This is a genomic window from Bartonella sp. AC62GZZY, assembly GCF_042196525.1.
In the GTDB taxonomy this organism is placed as follows: Bacteria; Pseudomonadota; Alphaproteobacteria; order Rhizobiales; family Rhizobiaceae; genus Bartonella.
In genome coordinates this window covers 88,298-114,421 of the sequence record NZ_JBHIQN010000002.1, presented here as the reverse complement: position 1 = coordinate 114,421, position 26,124 = coordinate 88,298, and the positions used below count along the sequence as shown (strand labels likewise).

Below are 26,124 nucleotides of genomic sequence, written 5' to 3'. Positions count from 1 at the left end.
TCATAGACAGATTATAAAGATTATGTAATTTATATCCTGTTTCACGTGAAACCTTAGAAATTTTCTACGGAATGAATTAAATGCGATCATATGATGTTATTATTGTTGGTGGTGGTCATGCTGGCTGTGAAGCAGCTTCAGCTTCAGCACGTGTAGGAGCCAAAACAGCGCTTGTTACACATAAAATATCAGCACTGGGAACAATGTCGTGTAATCCTGCTATTGGTGGTCTTGGAAAAGGGCATCTGGTTCGTGAAATAGATGCGTTAGATGGTCTCATGGGAAGAGCAGCAGATGCTGCTGGAATTCAGTTTAGACTTCTTAATAGACGCAAAGGACCGGCAGTAAGAGGACCACGGACACAAGCAGATCGACAACTTTATAGAGAAGCAATTCAAAAATTATTAAAAGAACAAGAAAATCTTATTCTTATTGAGGATGAAGTACTTGATTTGGTTGTTAAAGATAATTGTGTATCAGGTGTTATTTTAAAAAAACAAGGAACAATTTTTTCTGGTGCTGTTGTTTTAACAACAGGTACATTTTTAAATGGCTTTATTCATATTGGTAATAAAACATGGGCTGCTGGTCGTATGGGAGATCAGTCAAGTGTGAAACTTGCTGAACATTTGAAAAAATATCATATAAAACTTGGACGATTAAAAACAGGAACCCCTGCTCGTCTGAGTAAAAAAACAATTGCTTGGGAAACTCTCCAAAAACAACAAGCAGATGAAAATCCCGTTCCCTTTTCTCTTTTAACAGAGAAAATTGAACAGCCACAAATTGAATGTGCAATAACGCGTACAAATGCACAAACACATAAAATTATTCGCGAAAATATCTATCGTTCTGCTTTATATTCTGGAAATATTGAAGGATTAGGACCACGTTATTGTCCTTCAATTGAAGATAAAATCGTTAAATTTGGAGAACGTGATGGACATCAGATTTTTCTAGAACCAGAAGGATTAAATGATGATACTGTTTATCCAAATGGTCTTTCTACTTCTCTTCCTGAAGATGTACAAATTTCTTTATTGAAAACCATTGAAGGATTGGAAAATGCTACAGTTTTGCAACCTGGCTATGCTATTGAATATGATTTTGTTAATCCTCAACAATTAACGAAAAGTTTGGAAGTACGCTCTTTACCAGGTTTGTTTTTAGCGGGCCAAATTAATGGCACAACAGGATACGAGGAAGCGGCAGCACAAGGTCTTTTAGCTGGATTAAATGCTGCATGCAAGGTAGGTAAATTAGATGAAATACTTATAAGTCGTTCTACTGCTTATATTGGTGTTATGGTTGATGATTTGGTTTCACGTGGTGTTTGTGAACCTTATAGAATGTTTACATCACGTGCTGAATTTCGTTTATCTTTAAGATCTGATAATGCTGATACGCGTTTAACACCTTTGGCAAAAGAATGGGGTATTGTGAGTAAAGTACGTTGGGATTATTATCAGAAAAAGCAACAACGGCTTGATCAAGCACGATCGATATGTCAAAATCTCTTTTTAACACCTAATGAAGCTTCTGCTCATGGATTACACGTTAACCATGATGGGATTCGGCGTTCGGCTTATGATTTTCTTGCATATCCTCATATGACTGTAGAGCGTCTTTCACATTTATGGCCACAATTACAAGAAATTGATTCTAAAACAGTTGAAGCTTTAGAAATTGAAGCACAATATGCGGTTTATTTAGATAAACAAGCACAAGATATTGCCTCTCTTCAAAGAGATGAACGTTTAGAAATTCCTTCTTCTCTTAATATTGAGGCAATTTCAGGTCTTTCAAATGAACTTAAATCAAAAATTCAAGAAGTATCGCCTCGTTCAATTGCTGATGCACAAAAAATTGATGGCATGACTCCTGCCGCATTATCACTTATTATTACATATATTCAACGTCAACGGCGTGAAAAGGCTAAAACAGCTTAATGGATTTTTCTACAGAAAAAAAATATCAACAATTATTAAATATTATTCCTTCTGTTTCACGTGAAACGATGGAAAATTTAATGCAGTTTGAGTCTTTAATACTTCAATGGAATGCACATATTAATTTGATATCTGCTACAACTATACCAGATCTATGGACACGACATATTTTAGATTCAGCACAAATTTTTCCTTTATATGCTCATTCTTTACATTGGTGTGATTTAGGATCAGGAGGAGGTTTTCCTGCAATTGTGATTGCTATCTTTTTGAAAGAAAAAAAAGCAGGACATATTAATCTTGTTGAAAGTAATGGGAAAAAAGTTGCTTTTTTGCGAACAGTTATTGCTCAACTTAATCTTCCAGCAACGGTTTATCACGCTAGAATTGAAGATATATATCAAAAAATTCCCATATCTGATATTATAACGGCACGAGGATTAGCGCCGCTTGATACTCTTTTACAACTCATTTTTCCTTTATTAACAGAAAAAACAATAGCTCTTTTGCAAAAAGGTCGGGATTACGCTACAGAAATAAAAAATGCCTCTGCCAATTGGCACTTTGATCTGTTAAAACATAAAAGTAAAGTTGATGAAAATTCTGTTATTTTGGAAATTTCTCATATTCGATCATATAGAGGGTAGAGCAAAATGAGCGAAACACGAATTATCGCTATTGCAAACCAAAAAGGTGGAGTCGGAAAAACAACCACAGCAATTAATCTTGCTACAGCTTTAGCGGCTATTGGTGAAAATGTCCTTATTATGGATGTTGATCCACAAGGTAATGCTAGTACAGGTTTAGGGATTGATCGTAATAGCCGTCCTTTATCTTCTTATGATGTTTTGGTTTCGGGCGTTTCAATTACACAGGCGGCTTTAAAAACAGCCGTACCCAATCTTTATATAGTTCCCTCTACACTTGATCTCTTAGGAGTGGAAATGGAAATTTCTTCATCAAAAGATCGCATACAACGCTTACGTAAAGCTCTCTATGATGATCCGGAAATGGAAAAAAAATTCAATTATGTTTTAATTGATTGTCCTCCTTCCCTTAATCTTTTAACACTTAATGCTATGGGGGCTGCGGATTCTGTTTTAGTGCCTATGCAGTGTGAATTTTTAGCACTTGAAGGTTTAAGTCAATTACTTGAAACAGTAAAACAAGTGCGATCCGTACTTAATCCATCTTTAGAGATCCAAGGTATTGTTCTAACAATGTATGATGGACGTAATAATCTTTCAAATCAAGTTGTTGAAGATGTACGCTCTTTTATGGGAGATAAAGTTTATCGTACTGTTATTCCACGAAATGTAAGAGTATCAGAAGCGCCCTCTTTTGGTAAACCTGTATTGCTTTACGATCTCAAATGTGCTGGAAGTCAAGCTTATTTGCGTCTAGCATCAGAAGTGATTCAACGTGAAAAACAAGCACGCGCTGCTGCTTAGAAATATAAAAAAATAATCTAAAAATTCAAAGAGAAAAATTATGAATGATGATCTCTCAAAAAAAAGACTAGGACGTGGATTAGCGGCATTGATTGGAGATATCAATTTAAACAATAATATTGCACGTTCATCAAGCTTTGATAAATTAAATGAATCCGGTAGTCTTTCTGAGCAATTTATTCCAATTGAATCTATTTCATGTAATCCTCATAATCCTCGGCGTCATTTTACTGAAACAGAGCTTGATAATTTGACACAATCAATTCGTCAACACGGTGTGGTTCAACCGGTTATTGTAAGGCCTTTAAGAGATCATCCTCATCGGTTTGAATTGATTGCTGGTGAACGGCGTTGGCGTGCAGCACAACGTGCAAATTTAAACCAATTGCCAGTTATTATTCGCGATGTAGATGATAAAACGGCTTTGGAATTGGCAATTATTGAAAATGTTCAACGTGCAGATCTTAATCCTATCGAAGAAGCAAAGGGATATGAGATGCTTCTAAATGAACATGATTATACGCAAGTAGATTTAGCGCAAGTTATAGGAAAAAGTCGTAGTCATGTTGCAAATACGCTTCGTTTGTTAAAACTTCCAGAAAAAGTACAACAATTTTTAACTGATGGACAACTTTCCGCAGGTCATGCACGTTGTCTTATAACCGTTGATAATCCACAAGATTTAGCTGAGAAAATTATTCGTGAAGGGCTTTCTGTACGTCAAACAGAAATACTTGCATATGAGCAAGCTAATCCTAAAACTAAAAAACGTACCAATTCGGAGAAAGATGCTGAAACAAAATCTTTAGAAAAATTACTTGCAGATGTGATAGGAATGAAAGTTATTATTCGACATGGTAAAAAAGGTGGAGATTTAAAAATACATTATTCTTCATTAGAACAATTAGATGAAATTTGTCGGCGTTTACAAAGTTAATCAAATGTTCTAAAAATGTTTTTTAACAGTTATCTTTTAAAATTTTTATTATTCTATACATATGCTCTTTAGCAAATTCTATATTGTTTGAAGGTAAAAAGTTTTTTTCATAAGTAGAATTTTCTTCATTAGTAAGTACATACAATGTCGCTTGAAGTGCTAGGTGAGCAACAACAAAATCTTTCGGTGTTATATTATTTTCTTTTAAAATATTCACAAGTTTTGGATTATTAGAAATATAGGCAGCGTATTTTTCAATATTATCATTATAAGTATTTAAATCACTTTTTTTATTTGTTTGTTCTGGTTCTGAATATAAATTTTTACATTCTATTTTGATTTTTTCCAGCTTTAAAAGAAGATCTTCTGTTAAGGGATAATTTGCAATGAAAGGCGATATAAAAGAAAGCTCATCTATTTCTTGTTTTTTTTCTTGAGCGTATGATGCAAAAGGAAAAATGAAGAAAAAGCACAATAGAGGTTTAAACATGACTAAAATTATCCTTTCTTTTTTGAATTTCAATAAATATTTTTTCGTCTGTTATTCTTTATTTTTAGAAAAACATTTGTTAAATGTAATCGAAATAAACACAATTATTAGGAATGATAAAAACACGGTGATTTTTTAATGCACGGACTTTTTTATTAGATTAATGGGATGATATTTTTTAATGTCTCATAGCTGATTAGTTGCTCAAAATGAGTTTTTCACAGCTATCTAAAAGAATTGTCGCTTTAAAAAAATGTTTTTTAACAAATTCAAGATTGTTTAGAAATATAGTATTTTTCTCAGTAGAATATTCCTTTTCAGGTACAAATATGAGAAGCGTTGATATTTCTTTAAGAGCTAAGGTTCCTGAAGCAAAATCTTTCGGTGTTATATTATTTTCTTTTAAAATATTTACAAGTTTTGGTTTACTAGAAATATAGGTAGTGTAATTTTCAATACTAGAATGGATACTAGAATCATAACTTATAAGATTATTTTTTGTTTCTGGAAGTAAATTTTTACATTCTTTTTCAATTTTTTCCAGCTTTAAAAAAAAATCTTCTGTTAAGGGATAATTTGCGATGAGAGATGATATAAGAGAAGAATTATCTGTTTCCTTTTCCTCTGCCCTTGTTAGTTGAATATGTATCACGAAAAGAAAAAGGAGGAACAAACGTAATACGAACTTAAGCATGGTTAAAAATTATCCTTTCTTCTTCGAATTTCAGCAAAGACTTCTTCATCTGTTTCTTCTTCCATTACAAGGTTTCTTCGCAACACACTATCATCCCAGCGGAGAAAGGGATTTGTTGTTTTTTCTTGCCCTAAAGTGACAGGAAGAGTCATGGCATTTTTTGCGCGCAGTAAAAAAACATCTTCTACTCTTTGCTGGAGTTTTTTATTATGTGGGTCAATTGTTAGCGCGAAAAGAGCGTTATTTTTTGTGTACTCGTGTCCACAATAGAGGAGTGTTTCATCGGGAAGTTTACGAAGTTTTTTTAAAGAATTTAGCATTTGTGCAGCTGTTCCTTCAAAAAGACGTCCACAACCAAGTGAAAAAAGTGTGTCTCCAGCAAACAGTAATTTTTTTTCAGAAAAATAGTAAGATAGCGCTCCTAGCGTATGGCCAGGTGTTGATAGAGCTAAAAGTGTGTGAGAACCAAAAAAAAGTTTCTCATCATGGTGAAGTGTTTGATCAAGATGATGAATCTTTTCTTTTTCTGCTTCTGGTCCAATAATTATAGCATTGTAAACTTGTTTTAATTCTGCTAGGGCTTCTACATGGTCGTGATGATGGTGAGTCACAAAAATAGTGTTAAGTGTCCAATTACGGCGCTTTAAAGCGTTATGAATCGCTTTGCTTTCTGGAGCATCTATTGCGGCTGTCATACCACTTTTTTCATCATGAATGAGCACACCAAAATTATCTTCTCGACAGATAAACTGTTCAATCAGCATGTTTTTTCTCCTGAACAGTGTTTCGCAATGAATCTATAAAATAATTTGTGATGGTAAGTTTTTTAAGAATCAGATTTGTCCTCTTCTGTAAAAAGTCCTTTTGAATGTTTTATAATGATAGGCATTTGGGTAAGCATGAAAAGGACTGTTATAGGCATGACGCCAAAAACTTTGAAACTCGTCCAAAAATTATCGCTAAAATTGCGCCAAATAATTTCATTCAAAAGAGCAAGAAAAATGAAAAAAAATGCCCAACGATAGGTCAATTTTTGCCAGCCTAAATCATCAAGTTTTAAGGTAGAATCAAGAGCATAACGCAAAAGGGGTTTTTTAAAAAACATTCCACCAAAAAGTATCAAAGCAAATAAGCTATTAATGATTGTTGGTTTCATTTTTATGAAAGTTTCATTATGAAGCCAGAGAGTTAAAAAACCAAAAACTAAAACAAATATTCCCGAAATAAGAGGCATAATAGGAATTTGTTTTGCAAGGATCCATGATAAGCTTAGAGAAATAATAATTGCTACCATAAAAATAGCTGTTGCAGGGAAAATAGGCTTGCTAAAATTTTGAAAAAATTCAATGTTTTTTATCAACCATTCTCCTTTATAATTAGCAAAAAAGAAGGCGACCAATGGTCCCATTTCTAAAAGAAACTTAAGTGTTGGTGAAAGGGGCGTTTTTTTATTGTTATTCACATTTTTTTCAGAATTATTATGTGAATTAGGGTTAGATAAAGGCTGTTTCATACATGTTTTCCTGCAATAGTTTCGGCAAAGTCAGAAGCAGAAAAGGGTTGAAGGTCTTCAATATTCTCTCCTATACCGATAAAATAAACGGGTAATTTATATTTTGCTGCGATAGCGACAAGAATTCCTCCTCGTGCTGTTCCATCCAGCTTTGTCATGACCAAACCATTAACACCAGCAATATCACGGAAAATGTCCACTTGGTTGAGTGCATTTTGTCCGGTCGTTGCATCAAGTGTTTGAAGGATTGTATGGGGCGCTTGGGGGGTGTGTTTTCTTAAAACACGAATAATTTTTGCTAACTCATCCATCAATTCAGATTTATTTTGTAAACGTCCTGCTGTATCAATAATTAATACATCACTGTTTGCTTTTTTTGCTTTCTCAAAAGCATCAAAGGCTAAACTTGCAGCATCTGCACCTAATTTTGTAGAAATAACAGGAGAATCAGTACGTTCACCCCAAATATGCAGTTGCTCAATAGCTGCGGCTCGGAAAGTGTCACCGGCTGCAAGCATAACTTTTAATCCCCCTGCTGTTAATTTGGCGGCAAGTTTTCCAATAGTTGTCGTTTTTCCAGTGCCATTTACACCTACTAGCAAAATAACATGAGGCTTATGGCTGAGATCAAGTTCTAATGGTATTGCAACAGGTTCCAGAACTTTTTTGATCTCATCAGCTACAATAGTATGAATGTCATCTGGAGAGAGGTCTTTTCCATAACGACTGGAAGCTAAAGTATTTGTGATGCGCGTTGCCGTTTCTACACCGAGGTCAGCTTGAATCAGAATATCTTCGAGCTCTTGCAGTGTAGCTTCATCAAGTTTTCTTTTAACAAAGAGGTCACTAATTGATCCGCTTAGGCGTTGTGAAGAAAGCGATAGACCTTTTTTAAGGCGTCCAAACCACGCTGTCTTTTTTTGTTCAACAAAGGATTCAGACAAAATTTCTTCATCCTTTTTTTCACGGATGGTGTTTGTGACAATAATTTTTCCATAAGGGGGAATTTTAACAGAAAGGGAAGCTTTATCAGAATGAGATTCTAAAGGTGGAGATTTTTCATCACACTTTGTAGGTGTTGACTTTTTATTTTTTGTTCTTTCATTTTTGTCCTTCTTTTTTTCTATGATATCACTTTTATCAGGAATAGAAATTTGTTCCATTTCCTGCTCTTTAGATTTGTTAAAAGAAAATATTTTTTTTATAAAAGATTTTGTCATAAGAAATTTCCTGTTCAAGCAGCGTTTAATTTTGGAAGGACAGCAATTAATTTATCGCCATCATGGTCAACGATAAGGGCTTGAACAATTGTTCCTGCTTTTACACCTTTAATTTGTACAAGAGTATAATCTTCCGTTCGTCCGATTTCATCTCTTTCAACGAGAATTGTTTGTTGACTGTTTTTTAAATGAGCAAGATGCTTTTGGTAAGCTTCCTCACCTGCTTTACGTAGTCTTTCAGCACGCATTTTCACTATTCTACGGTTGATTTGTGGCATACGTGCGGCAGGTGTTCCTTCTCTTGGACTAAAGGGAAAGACATGTAGGTGGGTTAAATTACACTCTTTAATCAAAGCAAGACTGTTTTGAAACATCTCTTCTGTTTCGGTAGGAAAACCAGCAATTAAGTCGGCACCATAAACCATTGTAGGACGTTTGGCATGCAATTCTTGGCAAAATTGAATGGCATGTTCACGCAAATGCCGTCGTTTCATCCGTTTTAAAATCATATTATCACCTGCTTGCAAAGATAAATGCAAATGGGGCATGATTCTTTTTTCATAGGCTAAAAGATTTATGAGTTCTTCATCTGCTTCAATAGAGTCAATAGATGAGAGGCGTAATCGCGCTAAGTCAGGAATATGATGCAAAATAGCTGAAGTTAATTTTCCTAGAGTAGCTTTTCCAGGAAGATCGTGGCCATAACTTGTAAGGTCAACACCTGTAAGGACCACTTCTTGAATACCCACATCTGTCAGCTTTTTAATTTGTTCTATGACAGCACCCATGGGAACTGAACGAGATGGTCCACGTCCATAAGGAATAATGCAAAATGTACAGCGGTGATCGCATCCGTTTTGTACCTGTACAAAAGCGCGGGTACGTTCTTGCATTGCACTAACCATATGTGGAGCAATTTTTTTCACTTCCATGATATCATTGATACGCACCTTTTCGGTATGGTTAATACCAAAATCAGGAAGTTGACGATAAGAATGGGCGTGAAGTTTATCTTCGTTTCCTAAAACGAGATCCACTTCTGTCATTGAGGCAAAATTTTGTGCTTCTGTTTGGGCTGCACATCCTGTTACAATGATGCGCGCATGAGGATTTTCACGTCGCGCTTTGCGGATAGCTTGTTTTGCTTGTCGTACGGCTTCGGCAGTGACAGCGCAGGTATTAAAAATAATAGCACCATCTTTAAGCTGGTTTAGCCCTGAAGAAGTGCTCTCTTTGCGAATTATTTCCGATTCGTAGCTATTGAGTCGACAACCAAAAGTTACAATTTCTACTGCCATCAGGAGTGATCCTTTTTGTAGCACCCTGTTAAAGGGCTTAAAAAACCACTAAATTGATATTTTATTGGTCCTGTCATGATAATATGATTGTCTTCTCGGTAAAAAATATTAAGAGCTCCCTTTGGTAAATTCACATCAACATGGCGCTCTGTAAGTCCACGACGATAAGCAGCCACAGCACTTGCACAAGCAGCACTCCCACATGCTTGTGTTAATCCTGCCCCTCTCTCCCATGTGCGTAAATTTAGACTTTTCTTTGACGTTATGCAAGCAATGGAAATATTGCACCGTTCGGGAAACAGGGGATCATGTTCAAGTTTTGGTCCATATTTTTCTAAAGGAAAATGTTGAATATCATTTTCAATAAAAAAGATAGCATGGAGATTGCCAATGGATATAAGGCAAGCATCTTTTAGAGGACCAGCCGTAATTTCTACGTGATTGGTATCAACTATTTCACGTGAAACAGGCATCTCTTTTGCATTGAAATTTGGGCATCCCATATCAACAGAGATAAGATCGCCGGTTTGGCGTTTTCCTTCAATAATGCCAGCAGGAGTTTCTAAACGAAAATTTTCACCAAAATTACGGTCTGTGAGCCATGCAATAACACAGCGGGTACCATTGCCACAAGCTTTAGCTTTTGAACCATCAGCATTCCATATTTCGATGCGGAAGTCGGCTTTTTTCTGGGTTGGTGTGTGGATAGCCATGATTTGATCAAAATGCATTTCGGGATCTACCGATAAAGCAAGGATTGCTTGTGGTGTAAAAGCATGTGCGCTTTCACGCATATCCGCAACAATAATTTGATTTCCAAGACCGTCCATTTTGCTAAATGGCGTTTTCATGAAACTTCTCTATTTCTAATGATTACTTAATTAAGGGATATATGACTGAAAATCTTATAAATTTCTAGTGTTTAATAAATATAAAATTGGGTATATAAATTATTTCATTTAAAATAAGTAATTTAAATCCTGTTTTTTTTCATTTGTTAATTTATCTTTGTAACTATAACAAATATTCACTTGATTTTTTATAAGCTTATTTATTGCTGTGGGAGAGAGTACAGACATGGCGTTTTCAAAAGTTTCGTTTTTCGTTGCACTATCAACTGTAATGTTTTTAGGGGGATGTTCAACAACACGGTTTGATGGTAATGACGATGGTAACGCATTAGAAGTTTTTTATCCATCTCAACAAATGACAATATTAGAAGCGTCTGATCTGTCGTCCACTTCTTCGTCGATATCTGAAGATGCAAACGCTCCGATGTATGAAAAAGGAGATTCTCAGAGCGATGGACGAATGGCTAGTCTCGAATTGCCAAGCAATGCCACTGATTTATTTCCTGCAAGTATTGCTGGGGTATGGAATCTTTCTATGGGAGGAAAAGTTTGCCGGATTGCAACTCCACAAACAAAGTTTGGACAAGGGTACCGTGCTGGTCCTTTACACTGTCCAGGAATTGCTTCCCAAGTGAGATCGTGGGCTGTTAAAGGAAAAAGATTATATTTTTATAATAACTCTGGACGTGTTATCCTCGTTTTTTATTCTTCAAATGTTGATCGTTTTGAGGGACGCACACTTGATGATCATCCCGTTATTTTAAGTCGTTAAATCATTTTTGACCGTTTATGAAAAAGTAAGTTATAGAAACAGATTCGTGAAAAAAATTTGTATTTTTCATTGAGAACGGTTTGAAAAAGGTTGTTTGGATGATTCTCGTTTCAACACGCTATAAGGAGTTGGTCTCTAAAGGAGAAGTTTGTTTTGATCCAGCTCAATTAGTTTTAACAGAGCATTTTGATCATTTATTAAAAAAAATTGAGGAACAAAATGTTTCTCGTCCTTGGTTTTTGGTATTTTTGTCTTTTTTAAAAAGAATACTTAAAAGGAAAAAACAAAATATTGCTCGTGTTGCAAAACAAGGGGCTGAAAATGGATCTTTTCAGGGGCTGTATATTTATGGTGAAGTAGGACGGGGCAAAACCATGCTGATGGATTTGTTCTTTTCTTGTTTGCCGAAAGGTCATAAAAAGCGCGCCCATTTTAATGACTTTATGGCTGATGTGCATGAGCGCATTAATTTGTATCGTCAAGCATCTGGGCATACAAAATCTAAACAGGATAATCCTATTTTAGCTGTTGCTGAAGATCTTGCACGAGAAACAAAGGTGCTTTGTTTTGATGAATTTAGTGTAACAGATATCGCTGATGCTATGGTGTTGGGGCGGCTTATTTCTGCTTTGTTTGATAAAGGAATTTTCTTTATTGCAACTTCAAATGTGGCGCCCGATAACCTTTATTATAACGGTTTAAATCGCGAACTCTTTTTGCCTTTTATTCAAGTTTTGAAAGCATATGTTCGTGTTGTTAATCTTGATGCAAAAACAGATTATCGTCTTGAAAAATCAAATCTACAGCCCGTGTATGTAACACCTTTAGGGAAAAAAGCAGATGAATGCATGGATAAAGCATGGGCACTTGTATTGCAAGGAAATAAGGAGATATCTGATGAGTTTTCTATAAAAGGGCGCCTTATTCCTATTCCGCGTTTTGGTGCGGGATGTGCACGCTTTGATTATCGAGATTTGTGTGTACAGCCTTTGGCCGCGGCTGAGTATTTGGTATTAGGCGAGCGTTATCATACGATTTTTATCGATAATGTACCGGTTATGGATGATACATGTCGCAATGAAACAAAACGGTTTATTTTGCTCATTGATACTCTTTATGAGCGCCACATACGATTATTTATGTCTGCAGCAGCAGATGTGGAGCATTTGTATAAGGGGCATGCGCAGATCACGGAAACATTTGAGTTTCAAAGAACACAGTCACGTCTTTTTGAAATGCAAAGTCACGATTATTTGAAACTTTGGGAAGAACATTTTCTTTTGAAGAAGAAGCATTGATTATACTTTTACCTTTACGTAAACTGTAAAAATAATAACTCTTTGAAATTAAAGATATGCAATAATTCTGTTGTATTTTTTTTAAATTCACTTTATCGATACATCATGATAATTTTCTAATAGTTGTTTGTGCGGAGGGTTATTGTTTTTGTGAAGAGAGAAATTTGTAAATTTCATTGCTTTACTCCTTTTTATGATATTGTTTAAATATGGTTGAAGTCAAAAATATTCAGTATACGGACGCAAATGAGTGTGCGCTGGATTGTCTAAAAGTTAGGAAAAAATAAAATGGCACGAAAAAAAATAGCTCTCATTGGTTCAGGTATGATTGGTGGTACTTTGGCACATATTATTGGGCTTAAAGAGCTTGGTGATGTTATCTTATTTGATATTGCAGAAGGTGTACCACAGGGTAAAGCTCTTGATATTGCTGAGTCTTCACCTGTTGATGGTTTCGATGTTCATTTAAAAGGGGCAAATGCCTATGATGCAATTGAAGGTGCTGATGTTGTTATTGTAACAGCAGGGGTTGCACGGAAACCTGGTATGAGCCGTGATGATCTTTTGGGTGTTAATCTAAAAGTTATGGAACAAGTTGGTGCTGGAATTAAAAAATATGCACCTTCAGCTTTTGTTATTTGTGTTACAAATCCCCTTGATGTAATGGTATGGGCATTGCAGAAATTTTCAGCTCTTCCAGTGCATAAAGTGGTTGGTATGGCTGGTGTTCTGGATTCAGCGCGTTTTCGTTACTTTTTATCTGAAGAACTTAAAGTCTCTGTCAAAGATGTGACAGCTTTTGTTTTAGGTGGGCATGGTGATTCAATGGTGCCTTTGGTGCGTTATTCAACAGTTGGTGGTATTTCTTTGCCTGATCTTGTTAAAATGGGTTGGACAACACAGGAAAGAATTGATCAAATTATTCAACGTACCCGTGATGGTGGTGCAGAGATTGTTAGTTTGTTAAAAACAGGTTCTGCTTATTATGCACCAGCAGCTTCTGCTGTTTCTATGGCTGAGGCCTACCTAAAGGATACTAAGCGTGTTATGCCTGTTGCAGCCTATCTTTCAGGGGAATATGGGGTTAATGATACCTATGTTGGGGTACCTGTTGTACTTGGTGCAGGTGGTGTTGAACGAGTCATTGAAATTGATCTTGATAAAGAAGAAAGAGGTGCTTTTGATTATTCAGTAAATGCGGTTAAAAAGCTTTGTGAAGCTTGTATTGCTCTTGTGCCTAGCCTCAAGTAAATTGAACAGGATTTTGTTCATTAAAATTAAAGTATTTAGAATATTATAACTTTAGGACTAATAATAATCCATAAAAGAAAAGGACAAATGCATGAATATCCATGAGTATCAGGCCAAACGTCTGCTTCATGAATATGGAGCACCAATTGCAAATGGTGTCGCTGTTTATTCTGTAGAGCAAGCTGAAAAATGGGCGGAAAAATTACCCGGATCTCTCTATGTGGTTAAAAGTCAGATACACGCTGGTGGTCGTGGTAAGGGTAAGTTTAAAGAACTTGGTCCTGATGCAAAGGGTGGTGTTAGGCTTGCAAAATCTGTTGAAGAAGTTGTTGCAAATGTTCAAGAAATGCTTGGAAAAACTTTGGTAACCAAACAAACTGGTCCAGAGGGTAAGCAGGTCAACCGCCTTTATATTGAAGATGGTGCCGATATTGAACGGGAGCTTTATCTTTCACTTTTGGTTGACCGTAGCGTTGGTCGAATTGCTTTTGTTGTTTCAACAGAAGGTGGAATGGATATTGAAACGGTTGCTGAAGAGACACCAGAAAAAATATTCACACTTCCCATTGATGCTGTAGAGGGTGTTACTTCTGCTGATAGTGCAAGACTTTGTGATGCGTTGGAACTACAAAGTAGTGCGCGAGAAGATGGTGAAAAGCTTTTTCCGATTCTCTATAAGGCATTTTGTGAAAAAGATATGAGCCTTTTAGAAATCAATCCGCTTATTGTGATGAAAGATGGTCACTTGCGCGTTCTTGATGCAAAAGTTTCTTTTGATAATAATGCTCTGTTTCGTCATCCAGATATTTTAGAATTGCGCGATCTTTCAGAAGAAGATCCAAAGGAAATAGAAGCATCAAAGCATGATCTTGCTTATGTTGCTCTTGAGGGTACGATTGGTTGCATGGTTAATGGTGCTGGGCTTGCTATGGCAACAATGGATATCATTAAGCTTTATGGAGCAGAGCCAGCGAATTTTTTGGATGTTGGTGGTGGAGCATCAAAAGAAAAAGTGACAGCTGCTTTTAAAATTATTACGGCCGATCCGAATGTTAAGGGCATTTTGGTTAACATTTTTGGTGGTATTATGCGTTGTGATGTCATTGCTGAAGGTGTGGTTGCTGCTGTTCGTGAGGTTGGTTTAAAGGTTCCCTTGGTTGTTCGTCTTGAAGGTACTAATGTTGAGCAAGGTAAAGCAATTATCAATGAGAGTGGTTTGAATGTTATTCCTGCTGATGATTTAGATGATGCTGCCCAAAAAATTGTTGCAGCCGTGAAGGGAGCTTAAGTTATGTCGATTCTTGTGAATAAAGAGACAAAAGTTCTCGTTCAAGGGCTTACAGGAAAAACAGGAACATTTCATACAGAACAGGCGCTTGCTTATCATGGTACGCAAATGGTTGGTGGCGTTAATCCTAAAAAGGGTGGAGAAACATGGGAGGGTTCAAAAGGCGAAACTCTTCCTATTTTTGCTAATGTTGCAGAAGCAAAAGAAAAAACAGGCGCGGATGCTTCTGTTATTTATGTTCCTCCTGCAGGGGCTGCGGCAGCTATTATAGAGGCTATTGAAGCTGAAGTTCGTTTAATTATCTGTATTACGGAAGGTATTCCCGTTATGGATATGGTGAAAGTAAAGGCGCGATTAGAAAACTCAAAGTCGCGTCTTGTTGGTCCTAATTGTCCCGGTATTCTTACACCAAATGAATGTAAAATTGGTATTATGCCTGGTTCTATTTTTAGAAAAGGTTCTGTTGGCGTTGTCTCGAGGTCGGGAACTTTAACTTATGAAGCCGTTTTTCAAACGAGTCAGGAAGGTCTCGGACAAACAACTGCTATAGGGATTGGTGGCGATCCTGTTAAGGGTACTGAATTTATTGATGTGTTGGAAATGTTTTTAGCGGATGATGAAACCGAGTCTATTGTTATGATTGGTGAGATTGGTGGTTCTGCTGAAGAAGAAGCAGCACAGTTTCTGCAAGATGAAGCAAGAAAAGGTCGTAAAAAGCCAGTTGTTGGCTTTATTGCTGGCCGTACGGCTCCTCCAGGACGCACAATGGGACATGCTGGTGCTGTTATTTCTGGTGGTAAAGGTGGAGCAGAAGATAAAATTGCGGCAATGGAATCAGCAGGGATTCGTGTGTCTTCTTCGCCATCACAGATAGGTAAGACTTTGATGTCAGTTTTGAAAGGCTAAAAGAAAGTTTCACCTGAATAAGAAAAGGTTCTTAGATTCAGGTGAAAAAGCTTGAGTATAAATAAGGTAAAACTTTTTTGAATGTTCGATCACTGCTTGTTTGTAAGCATTTAAAGATCAAAAAGAGATATGAGATATAAGGAGACGGAATAAATGTTCCGGAGAAGTATATGGCAAGGCAGGACGAAATAAATAGCCTTTTTGCACAGACATCATTTCTTTATGGTGGGAATGCGGATTATATAGATCAACTTTATGCTCAATATGAAAAAGATCCTACCAGTGTTGATTCACAGTGGCGTGCTTTTTTTGAAGGACTTCATGATAACAAAGAAGATGTTCTTAAAAATGCTGAAGGAGCAACATGGCAGCGTGATCATTGGCCATTAAAAGCAGAGGGTGAATTGATTTCTGCTCTTGATGGTGATTGGTCTTCTCTTGAAAAATATTTTGGCGATAAATTAAAAGAAAAAGCAATAACAGGTGTTGCACAAAAGGGAAAAACTTCCAGTGAACAAGATATTATTCGTGCAACACGTGATTCTGTTCATGCAATTATGATGATTCGTGCGTTTCGAGAACGGGGACATCTTCATGCACAACTTGACCCTCTTCAATTGGCCGAAAAACAAGAAGATTATAAAGAACTTTCTCCAGAAGCTTATGGTTTTACTCCAGCTGATTACGAGCGTCCCATTTTTATTGATAATGTTTTAGGGTTGGAATATGCAACTATTCCGCAAATGCTTGAGATTCTCAATCGTACCTATTGTTCAACAATCGGTGTGGAATATATGCATGTTTCTGATCCGGTTCAGAAAGTATGGCTTCAAGAACGCATTGAAGGGCGAGATAAAAAAAATTCTTTCACACAACAAGACAAGAAAGCTATTCTGAATAAGCTTATTCAGGCAGAGGGATTTGAACAGTTTTTAGACACTAAATATAAAGGTACAAAGCGTTTTGGACTCGATGGTGGTGAGGCGCTGATTCCCGCTCTTGAACAGATTATCAAATGTGGTAGTGCTTTGGGGGTTAGGGAAGTTATTTTAGGAATGGCACATCGTGGTCGTTTAAATGTTCTTTCACAAGTTCTTGCCAAACCGCATAGGGCTATTTTTCATGAATTCAAAGGGGGATCTTACAAGCCTGATGATGTGGAGGGATCCGGTGATGTCAAATATCATTTGGGAACTACCGCTGATCTGGACTTTGATGGTAAAAAAGTTCATTTATCGCTGTTGGCCAATCCATCTCATCTTGAGATTGTTGATCCGGTTGTTATGGGAAAAGCACGTGCTAAACAAGATCAACTTATGGGACCTGCGCATACTGATTTACTCCCATTAAGTGAGCGTTCAAAAGTGATGCCATTGCTTATTCACGGTGATGCTGCTTTTGCAGGACAAGGCGTTATCCAAGAAACTTTTGGTCTTTCAGGTCTTAAAGGTTATCGTGTTGCGGGCTCACTTCATGTTATTATCAATAACCAGATTGGTTTTACAACATCCCCACGTTTTTCACGTTCTTCGCCTTATCCATCAGATGTCGCAAAAATGATTGACGCACCAATTTTCCATGTGAATGGTGATGATCCTGAGGCAGTTGTTTTTGTTGCCAAAATAGCAACAGAGTTTCGCCAAATTTTTCATAAACCAGTGGTTATTGATATGTTTTGTTATCGCCGTTATGGGCATAATGAAGGTGATGAACCTTCCTTTACGCAGCCGCTTATGTATAAAGCAATACGTAATCATAAAACAACACTTCAACTTTATAGTGACCAATTGGTAGAAGAAGGAATGGTTACTTCAGAAGAGATTGAGCAACAAAAAAAATTATGGCGCGATAAGCTTGAAGGTGAACTTGAAGCAAGTGCTTCTTACAAACCTAATAAGGCTGATTGGCTTGATGGAAGCTGGACGGGACTCAAGGCTTTTAGTAGTTCTGATGAGCAGCATTCTAGAACAACTGGTGTTGAATTAAAAACTTTAAAGGAAATTGGTCAGAAAATTGTTGAAATTCCAGCAGATTTTCACGTTCACAAAACCATTCAACGTTTTTTAAATAATCGTGCTAAAATTTTTGAAACCGGTGAGGGTGTTGACTGGGCAACTGCTGAAGCTTTAGCTTTTGGTTCACTTTGTTTGGAAGGAGCACCGGTTCGTCTTTCCGGTGAAGATGTTGAGCGAGGAACTTTTTCACAACGTCATTCAGTTCTTTATGACCAAGAAAATGAGGCGCGTTATATTCCTTTGAATCATTTACAAAAGGGGCAAGCACTTTATGACGTTGTTAATTCTATGCTTTCTGAAGAAGCTGTTCTTGGTTTTGAATATGGATATTCTCTTGCTGAACCACGAGGATTAACACTTTGGGAAGCACAATTTGGTGATTTTTCTAATGGTGCACAGGTCATTTTTGATCAATTTATTTCATCCGCAGAGCGTAAGTGGCTTCGTATGTCTGGTCTTGTGTGTTTATTGCCTCATGGTTTTGAAGGGCAAGGGCCGGAGCATTCTTCTGCACGTTTAGAACGGTTTCTTCAACTTTGTGCGGAAGATAATATGCAGGTTGCTAATTGTACAACCCCTGCAAATTATTTTCATATTTTGCGTCGACAAATTAAGCGTGATTTCCGTAAGCCATTGATTTTGATGACACCGAAATCACTTTTACGTCATAAGCGAGCTGTTTCTCTTCTCAATGAAATGGGGCCAGAAACAAGTTTTTGTCGTGTGTTACTTGATGATGCAGAATGTATCAAAGATTCTGTCATTAAGTTGCAAAAAGATAATAAGATTCGCCGTGTCGTTCTTTGTACTGGTAAGGTTTATTACGACCTTTATGAAGAACGTGAAAAAAAGGGTATTGATGATGTTTATCTCCTTCGTATTGAACAGCTTTATCCTTTCCCTGCAAAAGTTTTGGTGAATGTGTTGTCGCGCTTTTTGCAGGCGGAAGTTTTTTGGTGCCAAGAGGAACCAAAAAACATGGGGGCTTGGTCATTTATTGAGCCTTATTTGGAATGGGTTTTGACGCATATTAATGCGCAATATTCACGTGCTCGTTATGCAGGACGTCCTGCGAGTGCGTCACCGGCCTCTGGGTTAATGGTGAAACACCTTGAACAACTGGCTGCGTTTCTTAAAGACGCGTTAGGTTCTTAATTTATTACTACTCTGATGTATGGAAAAATATTATGACTACTGAAATTCGTGTTCCTACTTTGGGCGAATCGGTTACCGAAGCAACGGTTGGCAAATGGTTTAAAAAACTTGGCGAAGCTGTCGCTATGGATGAGCCTTTGGTTGAATTAGAAACTGATAAGGTAACCGTTGAAGTTCCTTCTCCTGTTGCTGGGAAATTATCTGAAATCATTGCAAAAGAAGGCGATACGGTTGAAGTAAATGCTCTTTTAGGAGTGGTGAAAGCTGGAGAAGCTGGTATCTCCCAATCACTTTCACCTTCTGCTACACTTGTTCCAGCGGCTTCATCTGAATCGGAGAAGCCTGCTTTGAGCAGTGCAATGCCTCCTTCTCCTTCAGCAGCAAAATTGATGGCTGAAAATAATGTTGCAAAAAGCGATATTTCAGGTTCTGGAAAACGTGGACAAATTCTTAAAGAAGATGTTCTTGGTGGATTAAAACAAAGTACAAATGCTCCTACACCCTCTTCTTCTGCGACGAGTTCTTCGGCAACTCCTGTCCAAGAAACACGTGAAGAGCGGGTTCGTATGACGAAATTGCGTCAAACAATTGCTCGCCGTCTTAAAGATGCACAAAATGTAGCAGCAATGTTAACCACATTTAATGAGGTTGATATGTCAGCGGTGATGGATTTGCGCAAGCGGTATAAGGATCTTTTTGAAAAGAAACATGGTGTTAAGCTTGGTTTTATGGGGTTTTTTACTAAGGCTGTTTGTCATGCATTAAAAGAACTTCCTGCTGTTAATGCAGAGATTGATGGGACAGATATTGTTTACAAAAACTATGTCAATGTTGGAATTGCTGTTGGAACGGATAAAGGACTTGTTGTTCCAGTGGTGCGAGATGCAGATAAAATGTCATTGGCAGAGATTGAAAAAGAGATTGGTCGTTTGGGGCGTCTTGCGCGTGATGGAAAATTAGCCGTTTCTGATATGCAGGGCGGAACTTTTACTATTACCAATGGTGGTGTGTATGGATCGTTGATGTCAACACCGATTTTGAATGCACCACAATCTGGTATTTTGGGAATGCATGCGATTAAAGAGCGAGCAATGGTTGTTGAGGGTCAAGTTGTGATCCGCCCCATGATGTATTTAGCGCTTTCTTATGATCACCGTATTGTGGATGGGCAAGAAGCTGTGACTTTCCTTGTGCGTGTTAAGGAAAGCTTAGAAGATCCGGAACGCCTTGTTCTTGATTTGTAAAATACAGTTTTCAGGATGAAAGGAGAAACGGATGTCTTATGATGTGGCTGTGATCGGAGCGGGTCCAGGTGGTTATGTAGCAGCAATAAAGGCGGCGCAACTGGGACTTAAAGTAGCAATTATTGAAAAGCGTACAACATTAGGAGGAACATGTCTCAACGTTGGTTGTATTCCTTCTAAAGCGTTGTTGCATGCTTCAGAAGTGTTTTCTGAAACCCAGCATGGTTTTGAAACGCTTGGTATTTCTATTGGTAAATCTAAGCTTAATCTTGAACAAATGATGGTTCATAAGAAAGCTGTGGTGACGGCCAATACGAGTGGTGTTTCTTTTTTGATGAAAAAAAATAAAGTTGATACTTTTTTTGGGACAGCCAAAATTTTGAGTGCGGGTCATGTGGAAGTTGTTGCCAGAGATGGTAATAAACAAACAATTGAAACAAAAAATATTATTATTGCTACCGGTTCAGAGAGTTCAGGCATTCCAGGAGTGAATGTTGAAATTGATGAAAAGACTATTGTTTCTTCTACGGGAGCTCTTTCACTTGAAAAAGTACCAACGCATATGATTGTCGTGGGTGCTGGTGTCATTGGTTCAGAACTTGGATCAGTTTGGAGCCGTTTAGGTGCTAAGGTGACCATTATTGAGTATCTTAATAAAGTTTTGGGCTCAATGGATGGTGAAGTTTCACGGCAATTTCAGAAGTTAATGGAAAAACAGGGGATTGAATATAAAACGGGTGCAAAGGTAACAGCTGTTACACAATCTGGCTCAACTGCTCAGGTGAGCTTTGAATCTGTCAAAGGTGGTGAATCTGAAACTTTAGAAGCTGATGTTGTGCTTATTGCTACTGGACGTTCTCCTTATACAGAGGGGCTTGGCTTACAAGAGGTTGGTATTCAGTTAGATGAACGCGGATTTATTGCAATTGATGCTCATTGGCAGACGAATGTTCCAGGAATTTATGCGATTGGTGATGTTGTAAAAGGACCAATGCTAGCACATAAAGCAGAGGAAGAAGGCGTTGCTGTGGCAGAAATTTTGGCAGGTCAAAAAGGGCATGTTAATTTTGATGTTATTCCTAGTGTTGTTTATACACAGCCGGAAATTGCGAGTGTAGGAAGGACAGAAGAAGAGCTAAAAACTGCTGGCATTGAATATAATGTTGGCAAATTTCCTTTTATGGCCAATGGTCGTGCACGTGCAATGCAAAAGAGTGATGGGTTTGTTAAAATCCTTTCTGATAAAAAAACAGATCGGGTATTAGGGGGGCATATTCTTGGATTTGGTGCTGGTGAAATGATCCATGAAATTGCAGTTTTAATGGAATTTGGTGGTTCATCAGAAGATCTGGGACGTTGTTGCCATGCACATCCTACCTTATCAGAAGCTGTGCGTGAGGCAGCTTTGGCAACATTTGCTAAACCACTTCATATTTAAAAAGCTTTTAAAAAGTAAATTTTAAAAGGTACGGGGGGCAGAAAATATTTGTGAAGCATGCAACAACATTTTAAAACTTTAAAAAAGAATATAACCAATTGTATTGAAGTGTTCCGTTTGTTGTATGCTTTTCGATAATTACTGTTTTAGATATCTGTTGTGCAGTTTTGATTGATTATTCTGTTGTGCACTATCGTTTAGAGCGGTGGTGTTTAGTCTATGTAAAGTTTTATATATGGGGTAGTTTTTATACTGTTATAAAATATTTAAGATAGGATTCTGAGCCTATCTGCGTGCTTTGTGTTAAGAAAACATCTCTCAAAATGCCCAAATCTACTTCGCAATGGTGCTCGTGAATGGTATAGCTGTAAAGTTTCTCTTGAAATATATGAAATTCATTCAAACTGTTATAAGACCTATTGTGCACCATCATCTTTATGTTTAGTAAAAATACACGCTGACATTGATAATACACTTTTTCAGTTCTCAATATTGCTAAAGCTTTTTATTATTTGAGAGTTTTCATAAGAGAATTTTTATTCTGTTTTTTTATCATTTTACCTCATACGCTCGCTTTGTTTGTGATGCGCAGACAAAAGATTTTAATTGCTTCAATGTGAGAGAGTTTGTGATTAAGAGAATTTTACAGTATTCAGCGTTATGAATCAACATGTTATATATGATGATGAATCATATGAAAAGGGAAGCCAAGAGGAATTCATTCACCCGAAGAAATTGAATTGTTTAATGATTGGTATAGGTTAAGGATCTTTGTCATTTAAGATGAAGAAGGGAGGAATTGAATATTCTACAAAATACCGCTCTTCTTTAAAAGAGCGGTATTTTTATATCTTTTGTTTATGACACTATCTTTTTGATGATAATGACAAGTTATACAGTGTGATTAAATTAGTTTTTTCTTCTCTGTTTTTCTTGATCATTGCTCGCTATGTCTTAAAAAGATGCTATGTCTCTTCTTTACGGTTGTTAAGAAATCGCAATGTTGCCAAAACATAACGAATAGCTAAAATTTTTTTGAAAACCATAATTACACGAGAATATTAAGTTTGTTTTCATTGGGCAGTTTTATGATAACTTAAAAAATTAAGCATATGCTTTCTATAGGTATTAAAATTGTAATTTTTTATCCTCTTGTTGTTCTCTTATAAAAGTGGGAAGCCCCATATGATCAAGATATTTAAGGAAAGGGTGGGGTGGTAACTCTTCCACATTGACCATAGTTTTAACATCCCATTCACCTGTGGCAATAAGAAGAGCTGTTGCGGCTGCTGGTACGCCAGCCGTATAGGAAATGCCTTGTGCCCCAGTTTCATGAAAAGCTTGTTTGTGATCGGCTATATTATAGATAAAAATTTCTCTCGGTTTTCCATCTTTTTCGCCTTTAATAAGATCTCCAATACAGGTTTTTCCTGTGTAGTCTGGGGCGAGAGAGGAAGGGTCGGGTAAGACGGCCTTTACGACTTTCAAGGGAACGACTTCTTGTCCTTCTGCTGTCTTAATGGGCTGTTCAGATAAGAGACCAAGATTTTTTAGAACCGTAAAAACAGTGATATAACGATCACCAAATCCCATCCAGAAACGGACATTCTCTACATCAAGATTTTTGGAAAGTGAATGAATTTCATCATGTCCTGTCATATAGGCTTTTTGTTTTCCCACAACGGGAAGATCCCATTCATGGCTGACTTCAAACATTTTATTGGAAGTCCATTTTTTATTTTGCCACGACCATACTTGTCCTGTAAATTCACGGAAGTTAATTTCTGGATCAAAATTTGTAGCAAACCAACGTCCATGATTTCCGGCATTAATATCAATAATATCAATATCTGTGATTTTATCAAAATAATCATCGCGCGCTAATGCTGCATAAGCATTCACTACACCTGGGTCAAAACCTGCTCCTAAAATAGCGGTTATACCAGCTTTTTCACATTCTGGACGCCGAGGCCATTCATAATTTCCATACCAAGGAGGTGTTTCACAAATTTTCAATGGGTCTTCATGAATTGCGGTATCGATATAAGCGCATTTGGTTTCAATACAAGCTGAAAGAACAGACATATTAAGAAAAGCAGAACCAACATTAATGACAATTTCGCATTTGGTCTTTTGGATGAGCTTTATAGTTTCTTCTACATTCATGGCATTGAGCGAATGGCTTTTGAAAACACCTTGCTCTTTCATTGTGTTTTTTTCTTTAATAGAAGAAATGATGGCTTCACATTTTTTGAGTGTTCGTGAAGCAATATGAATTTCACCAAGAATATCATTGTTTTGAGCACATTTGTGTGCAACAACTTGTGCAACACCTCCAGCACCAATAATGAGAACATTTTTTTTCATTGTAGGTCCATCTCCCTTTTTAATACTGTTGTATGACGTTTTTATGGTTGGTCTTTATGAAAGGCTTTCCTGATAGTCGTTATAGCTGAATTGGCGTTGAAGTATTAATGTACCATCGCACTCTTTGAGAACAATAGCAGGCATTGTAACGCCATTAAACCAGTTTTTCTTGACCATTGTATACCCTGCTGCATCCTGAAAAGACAGTCTATCGCCTATTTTAAGAGGTTTTTGAAATTGAAATGTTCCAAAAATATCGCCGGCAAGACAAGATTTTCCACAAATCATAATTTCGTGTGGTCCTTGATTGGGTTCTAATTTAGCATTTTCACGATAAATGAGAAGATCGAGCATATGTGCTTCAATTGAGCTATCAACGATGGCTAGATTCTTTTCATTATACAATGTGTCAAGAACACTGACTTCTAATGTGGTACTTTGGGTAATAGCAGCTTCTCCTGGTTCTAGAAAAAGAGTGACACCATGGGTTTCAGAAAATTGTTTTAAGCGTTTTGCGAAAGCTTCTAGAGGGTAATTCTCAGCCGTAAAATGGATTCCGCCGCCAAGGCTTATCCAGTCAACAGCAGAAAAAAGTTCTGCAAATTTTTCTTCCATATACCCAAGCATTTGGTTAAAAAGATTAAAGTCAGCATTTTCACAATTGTTATGGATCATCAATCCGTTGATAAGAGGCAGAACTTCTTTAATAGCGCTTTGGTTTGTTTCTCCTAAGCGGCTAAAAGGGCGAGAGGGGTTGGCAAGATCAAAATTTGATGCACTGATTCCTGGGTTTAACCTTAAACCTCTTTGAATGGTTTTTGTTGCATCAGAAAAGCGTTGGAGCTGTTGGATGGAATTAAAGATGATTTTATCTGCATAACCACAGGCTTCATCAATTTCATTATCTGCCCAAGCCACTGAATAAGCATGGGTTTCTTTGCCAAATTTTTCTCTTCCTAAACGTAGTTCATAAAGGGATGATGATGTGGTTCCATCCATGAACTCAGACATTAAATCAAAAACACTCCATGTGGCAAAACATTTTAAAGCAAGTAAAATTTTAGCTCTGGACATTTCCCGTAAACGAGAAATTGTTTGCATATTTTTGATGAGTTTCGATTTGTCTATAAGATAATAGGGGGTTTTTATCATCATTTATTCATTCTTTTTTGAAGGATCTTATTGCCAAGATCAACGTTTAGTACAAAGAGTAACAGAATGTCTCAAGAAAAAAGAATCTTAAGAAAAGAATCTGTTTCTGTCTAGCAAGAGAAAGGCTTTCTGTAATTACTGTTGTTTATTATGTTGAGTTTTTTGTTATGAGTATGAAAAAAAAATTATATTATGCTTTAGCTTTTGTATTTGTTAGCAGTTTTTTCATTATAACAACCACTTTTGTTAATTGGGGGCAAAATAGAAGTGACGCTAAAGCCAAATTGGTTACTCAGACTTCTGTCCTAGATAGTTCGGTGCCTCTGATTTTTACGGGGCGTAGAGAGCTTAATGGTTTCAAAGGTTATCGTCATTATCGGCGTGGTTATCGTAAATACAGTGATAATTGGTGGTATCCTGAAGTGGCATTTGTTACATCACCACACTTAAGCACAAAAGGCGCATCATTAAAAGTTGTATCAGATGCTAAAAAAGTGTTTTTAACGTCTTCTTCGGAAAAATTAGAAAAAAAAGAGCCATGGATGCTTAAACAACACATTGAATCTTGCCGTGTACGTTATCGCTCTTATAATAAAAATGATAATAGTTTTCAGCCTTTTCATGGGGGGCGTAGGCAGTGTCTATCACGCTTTTTTAAAGGATAGAAATTAAATAAAATTTTAATTGCTTCTTGTCGTGAGCGTTATTGTTCTTACAATAAAGAGAAGACTTGTGTGGTGCGCAGTATTTTCATGCAAGCATTGTTTTTTTTAAATTTAAATGCTTTTAAGTTTTATTAAATCTTATTATCATTAAGTGTAGAATGGGGGGTGAG

The 26,124-nt window shown here is 36.9% G+C and carries 22 protein-coding genes; 13 read left to right on the top strand and 9 right to left on the bottom strand.

What is annotated here, in order from left to right:
• Nucleotides 1-80 precede the first annotated feature (80 nt).
• Genes mnmG through ACFIML_RS02045 form a run of 4 tightly spaced genes read left to right on the top strand, consistent with a single transcriptional unit; the run spans nucleotide 81 to nucleotide 4,337 of the window.
• The gene (gene mnmG, locus ACFIML_RS02060; protein WP_375687263.1) at nucleotides 81-1,949 is read left to right on the top strand and encodes a tRNA uridine-5-carboxymethylaminomethyl(34) synthesis enzyme MnmG; all 1,869 of its coding nucleotides are present in this window, start codon (nucleotides 81-83) and stop codon (nucleotides 1,947-1,949) included.
• The gene (gene rsmG / locus ACFIML_RS02055) at nucleotides 1,949-2,596 is read left to right on the top strand and encodes a 16S rRNA (guanine(527)-N(7))-methyltransferase RsmG (RefSeq protein WP_375607902.1); all 648 of its coding nucleotides are present in this window, start codon (nucleotides 1,949-1,951) and stop codon (nucleotides 2,594-2,596) included. Before mnmG ends, rsmG begins: the two co-directional genes overlap by 1 nt.
• Before the next feature lie 6 nt (nucleotides 2,597-2,602).
• On the top strand, nucleotides 2,603-3,400 hold the full coding sequence (locus ACFIML_RS02050; RefSeq protein ID WP_375606091.1) for a ParA family protein: 798 nt from the start codon (nucleotides 2,603-2,605) through the stop codon (nucleotides 3,398-3,400).
• Between the two features lie 40 nt (nucleotides 3,401-3,440).
• Entirely contained in the window at nucleotides 3,441-4,337 is an 897-nt protein-coding gene (locus tag ACFIML_RS02045; RefSeq protein WP_375614338.1) for a ParB/RepB/Spo0J family partition protein, read from the top strand.
• Nucleotides 4,338-4,359: 22 nt separating this feature from the next.
• On the opposite strand, the gene ACFIML_RS02040 is transcribed toward ACFIML_RS02045, so the two are convergent.
• The 7 genes from ACFIML_RS02040 to dapF all read right to left on the bottom strand — a co-directional run bounded on the left by ACFIML_RS02040 (nucleotide 4,360) and on the right by dapF (nucleotide 10,403).
• On the bottom strand, nucleotides 4,360-4,827 hold the full coding sequence (locus ACFIML_RS02040; protein ID WP_375687261.1) for a hypothetical protein: 468 nt from the start codon (nucleotides 4,825-4,827) through the stop codon (nucleotides 4,360-4,362).
• A 196-nt stretch (nucleotides 4,828-5,023) separates the two neighbouring features.
• Nucleotides 5,024-5,521 (bottom strand): hypothetical protein, encoded by a 498-nt coding sequence (locus ACFIML_RS02035; protein WP_375606088.1) that lies wholly within the window; start codon nucleotides 5,519-5,521, stop codon nucleotides 5,024-5,026.
• A 2-nt stretch (nucleotides 5,522-5,523) separates the two neighbouring features.
• Complete coding sequence (gloB, locus tag ACFIML_RS02030; protein ID WP_375606087.1) at nucleotides 5,524-6,285, bottom strand: hydroxyacylglutathione hydrolase; 762 nt, start codon at nucleotides 6,283-6,285, stop codon at nucleotides 5,524-5,526.
• 62 nt (nucleotides 6,286-6,347) lie between these two features.
• Nucleotides 6,348-7,034 carry a septation protein A gene (locus ACFIML_RS02025; RefSeq protein ID WP_375606086.1) on the bottom strand — a complete coding sequence of 229 codons (687 nt, stop codon included), beginning with the start codon at nucleotides 7,032-7,034 and terminating at the stop codon, nucleotides 6,348-6,350.
• Complete coding sequence (ftsY, locus tag ACFIML_RS02020) at nucleotides 7,031-8,254, bottom strand: signal recognition particle-docking protein FtsY (RefSeq protein WP_375606085.1); 1,224 nt, start codon at nucleotides 8,252-8,254, stop codon at nucleotides 7,031-7,033. Before ftsY ends, ACFIML_RS02025 begins: the two co-directional genes overlap by 4 nt.
• Before the next feature lie 14 nt (nucleotides 8,255-8,268).
• Complete coding sequence (gene mtaB / locus ACFIML_RS02015; protein ID WP_375609976.1) at nucleotides 8,269-9,552, bottom strand: tRNA (N(6)-L-threonylcarbamoyladenosine(37)-C(2))-methylthiotransferase MtaB; 1,284 nt, start codon at nucleotides 9,550-9,552, stop codon at nucleotides 8,269-8,271.
• Nucleotides 9,552-10,403, bottom strand: a complete 852-nt coding sequence (dapF, locus tag ACFIML_RS02010) for a diaminopimelate epimerase (protein ID WP_375614921.1) — start codon at nucleotides 10,401-10,403, stop codon at nucleotides 9,552-9,554. Before dapF ends, mtaB begins: the two co-directional genes overlap by 1 nt.
• Before the next feature lie 226 nt (nucleotides 10,404-10,629).
• On the opposite strand from dapF, the gene ACFIML_RS02005 reads away from it, so the two are divergent.
• From ACFIML_RS02005 to lpdA, 8 genes are all read left to right on the top strand, one after another.
• Nucleotides 10,630-11,175, top strand: a complete 546-nt coding sequence (locus ACFIML_RS02005; protein WP_375606082.1) for an AprI/Inh family metalloprotease inhibitor — start codon at nucleotides 10,630-10,632, stop codon at nucleotides 11,173-11,175.
• Nucleotides 11,176-11,273: 98 nt separating this feature from the next.
• Nucleotides 11,274-12,473 carry a cell division protein ZapE gene (gene zapE, locus ACFIML_RS02000; RefSeq protein WP_375606081.1) on the top strand — a complete coding sequence of 400 codons (1,200 nt, stop codon included), beginning with the start codon at nucleotides 11,274-11,276 and terminating at the stop codon, nucleotides 12,471-12,473.
• A gap of 288 nt (nucleotides 12,474-12,761) precedes the next feature.
• The gene (mdh, locus tag ACFIML_RS01995; RefSeq protein ID WP_375606080.1) at nucleotides 12,762-13,724 is read left to right on the top strand and encodes a malate dehydrogenase; all 963 of its coding nucleotides are present in this window, start codon (nucleotides 12,762-12,764) and stop codon (nucleotides 13,722-13,724) included.
• 91 nt (nucleotides 13,725-13,815) lie between these two features.
• A complete protein-coding gene (gene sucC, locus ACFIML_RS01990; RefSeq protein ID WP_375606079.1) occupies nucleotides 13,816-15,012 on the top strand; it encodes an ADP-forming succinate--CoA ligase subunit beta in 1,197 nt (398 codons plus the stop codon).
• A 3-nt stretch (nucleotides 15,013-15,015) separates the two neighbouring features.
• Complete coding sequence (gene sucD / locus ACFIML_RS01985; RefSeq protein WP_375606078.1) at nucleotides 15,016-15,918, top strand: succinate--CoA ligase subunit alpha; 903 nt, start codon at nucleotides 15,016-15,018, stop codon at nucleotides 15,916-15,918.
• Between the two features lie 170 nt (nucleotides 15,919-16,088).
• Complete coding sequence (locus ACFIML_RS01980; protein ID WP_375687258.1) at nucleotides 16,089-19,088, top strand: 2-oxoglutarate dehydrogenase E1 component; 3,000 nt, start codon at nucleotides 16,089-16,091, stop codon at nucleotides 19,086-19,088.
• Nucleotides 19,089-19,120: 32 nt separating this feature from the next.
• Nucleotides 19,121-20,332: a 2-oxoglutarate dehydrogenase complex dihydrolipoyllysine-residue succinyltransferase gene (gene odhB / locus ACFIML_RS01975; RefSeq protein WP_375614348.1), complete on the top strand. Its 1,212-nt coding sequence runs from the start codon at nucleotides 19,121-19,123 to the stop codon at nucleotides 20,330-20,332.
• 31 nt (nucleotides 20,333-20,363) lie between these two features.
• Nucleotides 20,364-21,770, top strand: a complete 1,407-nt coding sequence (gene lpdA / locus ACFIML_RS01970; RefSeq protein ID WP_375606075.1) for a dihydrolipoyl dehydrogenase — start codon at nucleotides 20,364-20,366, stop codon at nucleotides 21,768-21,770.
• Between the two features lie 1,128 nt (nucleotides 21,771-22,898).
• On the opposite strand, the gene ACFIML_RS01965 is transcribed toward lpdA, so the two are convergent.
• Together ACFIML_RS01965 and ACFIML_RS01960 are read right to left on the bottom strand one after the other, a co-directional pair.
• Nucleotides 22,899-24,137, bottom strand: coding sequence for a saccharopine dehydrogenase NADP-binding domain-containing protein (locus ACFIML_RS01965; protein ID WP_375606074.1), 1,239 nt, complete (start codon nucleotides 24,135-24,137; stop codon nucleotides 22,899-22,901).
• A gap of 54 nt (nucleotides 24,138-24,191) precedes the next feature.
• Nucleotides 24,192-25,289, bottom strand: a complete 1,098-nt coding sequence (locus ACFIML_RS01960; RefSeq protein ID WP_375606224.1) for a carboxynorspermidine decarboxylase — start codon at nucleotides 25,287-25,289, stop codon at nucleotides 24,192-24,194.
• A gap of 167 nt (nucleotides 25,290-25,456) precedes the next feature.
• On the opposite strand from ACFIML_RS01960, the gene ACFIML_RS01955 reads away from it, so the two are divergent.
• Nucleotides 25,457-25,954: a BA14K family protein gene (locus ACFIML_RS01955; protein WP_375687256.1), complete on the top strand. Its 498-nt coding sequence runs from the start codon at nucleotides 25,457-25,459 to the stop codon at nucleotides 25,952-25,954.
• The last annotated feature ends 170 nt before the right edge of the window (nucleotides 25,955-26,124 follow it).

Excerpts from the sequence above, each read along its gene's own strand:
- mnmG (WP_375687263.1), top strand. The coding sequence starts at position 81 with ATGCGATCATATGATGTTATTATTGTTGGTGGTGGTCATGCTGGCTGT.
- rsmG (WP_375607902.1), top strand. The coding sequence starts at position 1,949 with ATGGATTTTTCTACAGAAAAAAAATATCAACAATTATTAAATATTATT.
- ACFIML_RS02050 (WP_375606091.1), top strand. The coding sequence starts at position 2,603 with ATGAGCGAAACACGAATTATCGCTATTGCAAACCAAAAAGGTGGAGTC.
- ACFIML_RS02045 (WP_375614338.1), top strand. The coding sequence starts at position 3,441 with ATGAATGATGATCTCTCAAAAAAAAGACTAGGACGTGGATTAGCGGCA.
- ACFIML_RS02040 (WP_375687261.1), bottom strand. The coding sequence starts at position 4,827 with ATGTTTAAACCTCTATTGTGCTTTTTCTTCATTTTTCCTTTTGCATCA.
- ACFIML_RS02035 (WP_375606088.1), bottom strand. The coding sequence starts at position 5,521 with ATGCTTAAGTTCGTATTACGTTTGTTCCTCCTTTTTCTTTTCGTGATA.
- gloB (WP_375606087.1), bottom strand. The coding sequence starts at position 6,285 with ATGCTGATTGAACAGTTTATCTGTCGAGAAGATAATTTTGGTGTGCTC.
- ACFIML_RS02025 (WP_375606086.1), bottom strand. The coding sequence starts at position 7,034 with ATGAAACAGCCTTTATCTAACCCTAATTCACATAATAATTCTGAAAAA.
- ftsY (WP_375606085.1), bottom strand. The coding sequence starts at position 8,254 with ATGACAAAATCTTTTATAAAAAAAATATTTTCTTTTAACAAATCTAAA.
- mtaB (WP_375609976.1), bottom strand. The coding sequence starts at position 9,552 with ATGGCAGTAGAAATTGTAACTTTTGGTTGTCGACTCAATAGCTACGAA.
- dapF (WP_375614921.1), bottom strand. The coding sequence starts at position 10,403 with ATGAAAACGCCATTTAGCAAAATGGACGGTCTTGGAAATCAAATTATT.
- ACFIML_RS02005 (WP_375606082.1), top strand. The coding sequence starts at position 10,630 with ATGGCGTTTTCAAAAGTTTCGTTTTTCGTTGCACTATCAACTGTAATG.
- zapE (WP_375606081.1), top strand. The coding sequence starts at position 11,274 with ATGATTCTCGTTTCAACACGCTATAAGGAGTTGGTCTCTAAAGGAGAA.
- mdh (WP_375606080.1), top strand. The coding sequence starts at position 12,762 with ATGGCACGAAAAAAAATAGCTCTCATTGGTTCAGGTATGATTGGTGGT.
- sucC (WP_375606079.1), top strand. The coding sequence starts at position 13,816 with ATGAATATCCATGAGTATCAGGCCAAACGTCTGCTTCATGAATATGGA.
- sucD (WP_375606078.1), top strand. The coding sequence starts at position 15,016 with ATGTCGATTCTTGTGAATAAAGAGACAAAAGTTCTCGTTCAAGGGCTT.
- ACFIML_RS01980 (WP_375687258.1), top strand. The coding sequence starts at position 16,089 with ATGGCAAGGCAGGACGAAATAAATAGCCTTTTTGCACAGACATCATTT.
- odhB (WP_375614348.1), top strand. The coding sequence starts at position 19,121 with ATGACTACTGAAATTCGTGTTCCTACTTTGGGCGAATCGGTTACCGAA.
- lpdA (WP_375606075.1), top strand. The coding sequence starts at position 20,364 with ATGTCTTATGATGTGGCTGTGATCGGAGCGGGTCCAGGTGGTTATGTA.
- ACFIML_RS01965 (WP_375606074.1), bottom strand. The coding sequence starts at position 24,137 with ATGAAAAAAAATGTTCTCATTATTGGTGCTGGAGGTGTTGCACAAGTT.
- ACFIML_RS01960 (WP_375606224.1), bottom strand. The coding sequence starts at position 25,289 with ATGATAAAAACCCCCTATTATCTTATAGACAAATCGAAACTCATCAAA.
- ACFIML_RS01955 (WP_375687256.1), top strand. The coding sequence starts at position 25,457 with ATGAGTATGAAAAAAAAATTATATTATGCTTTAGCTTTTGTATTTGTT.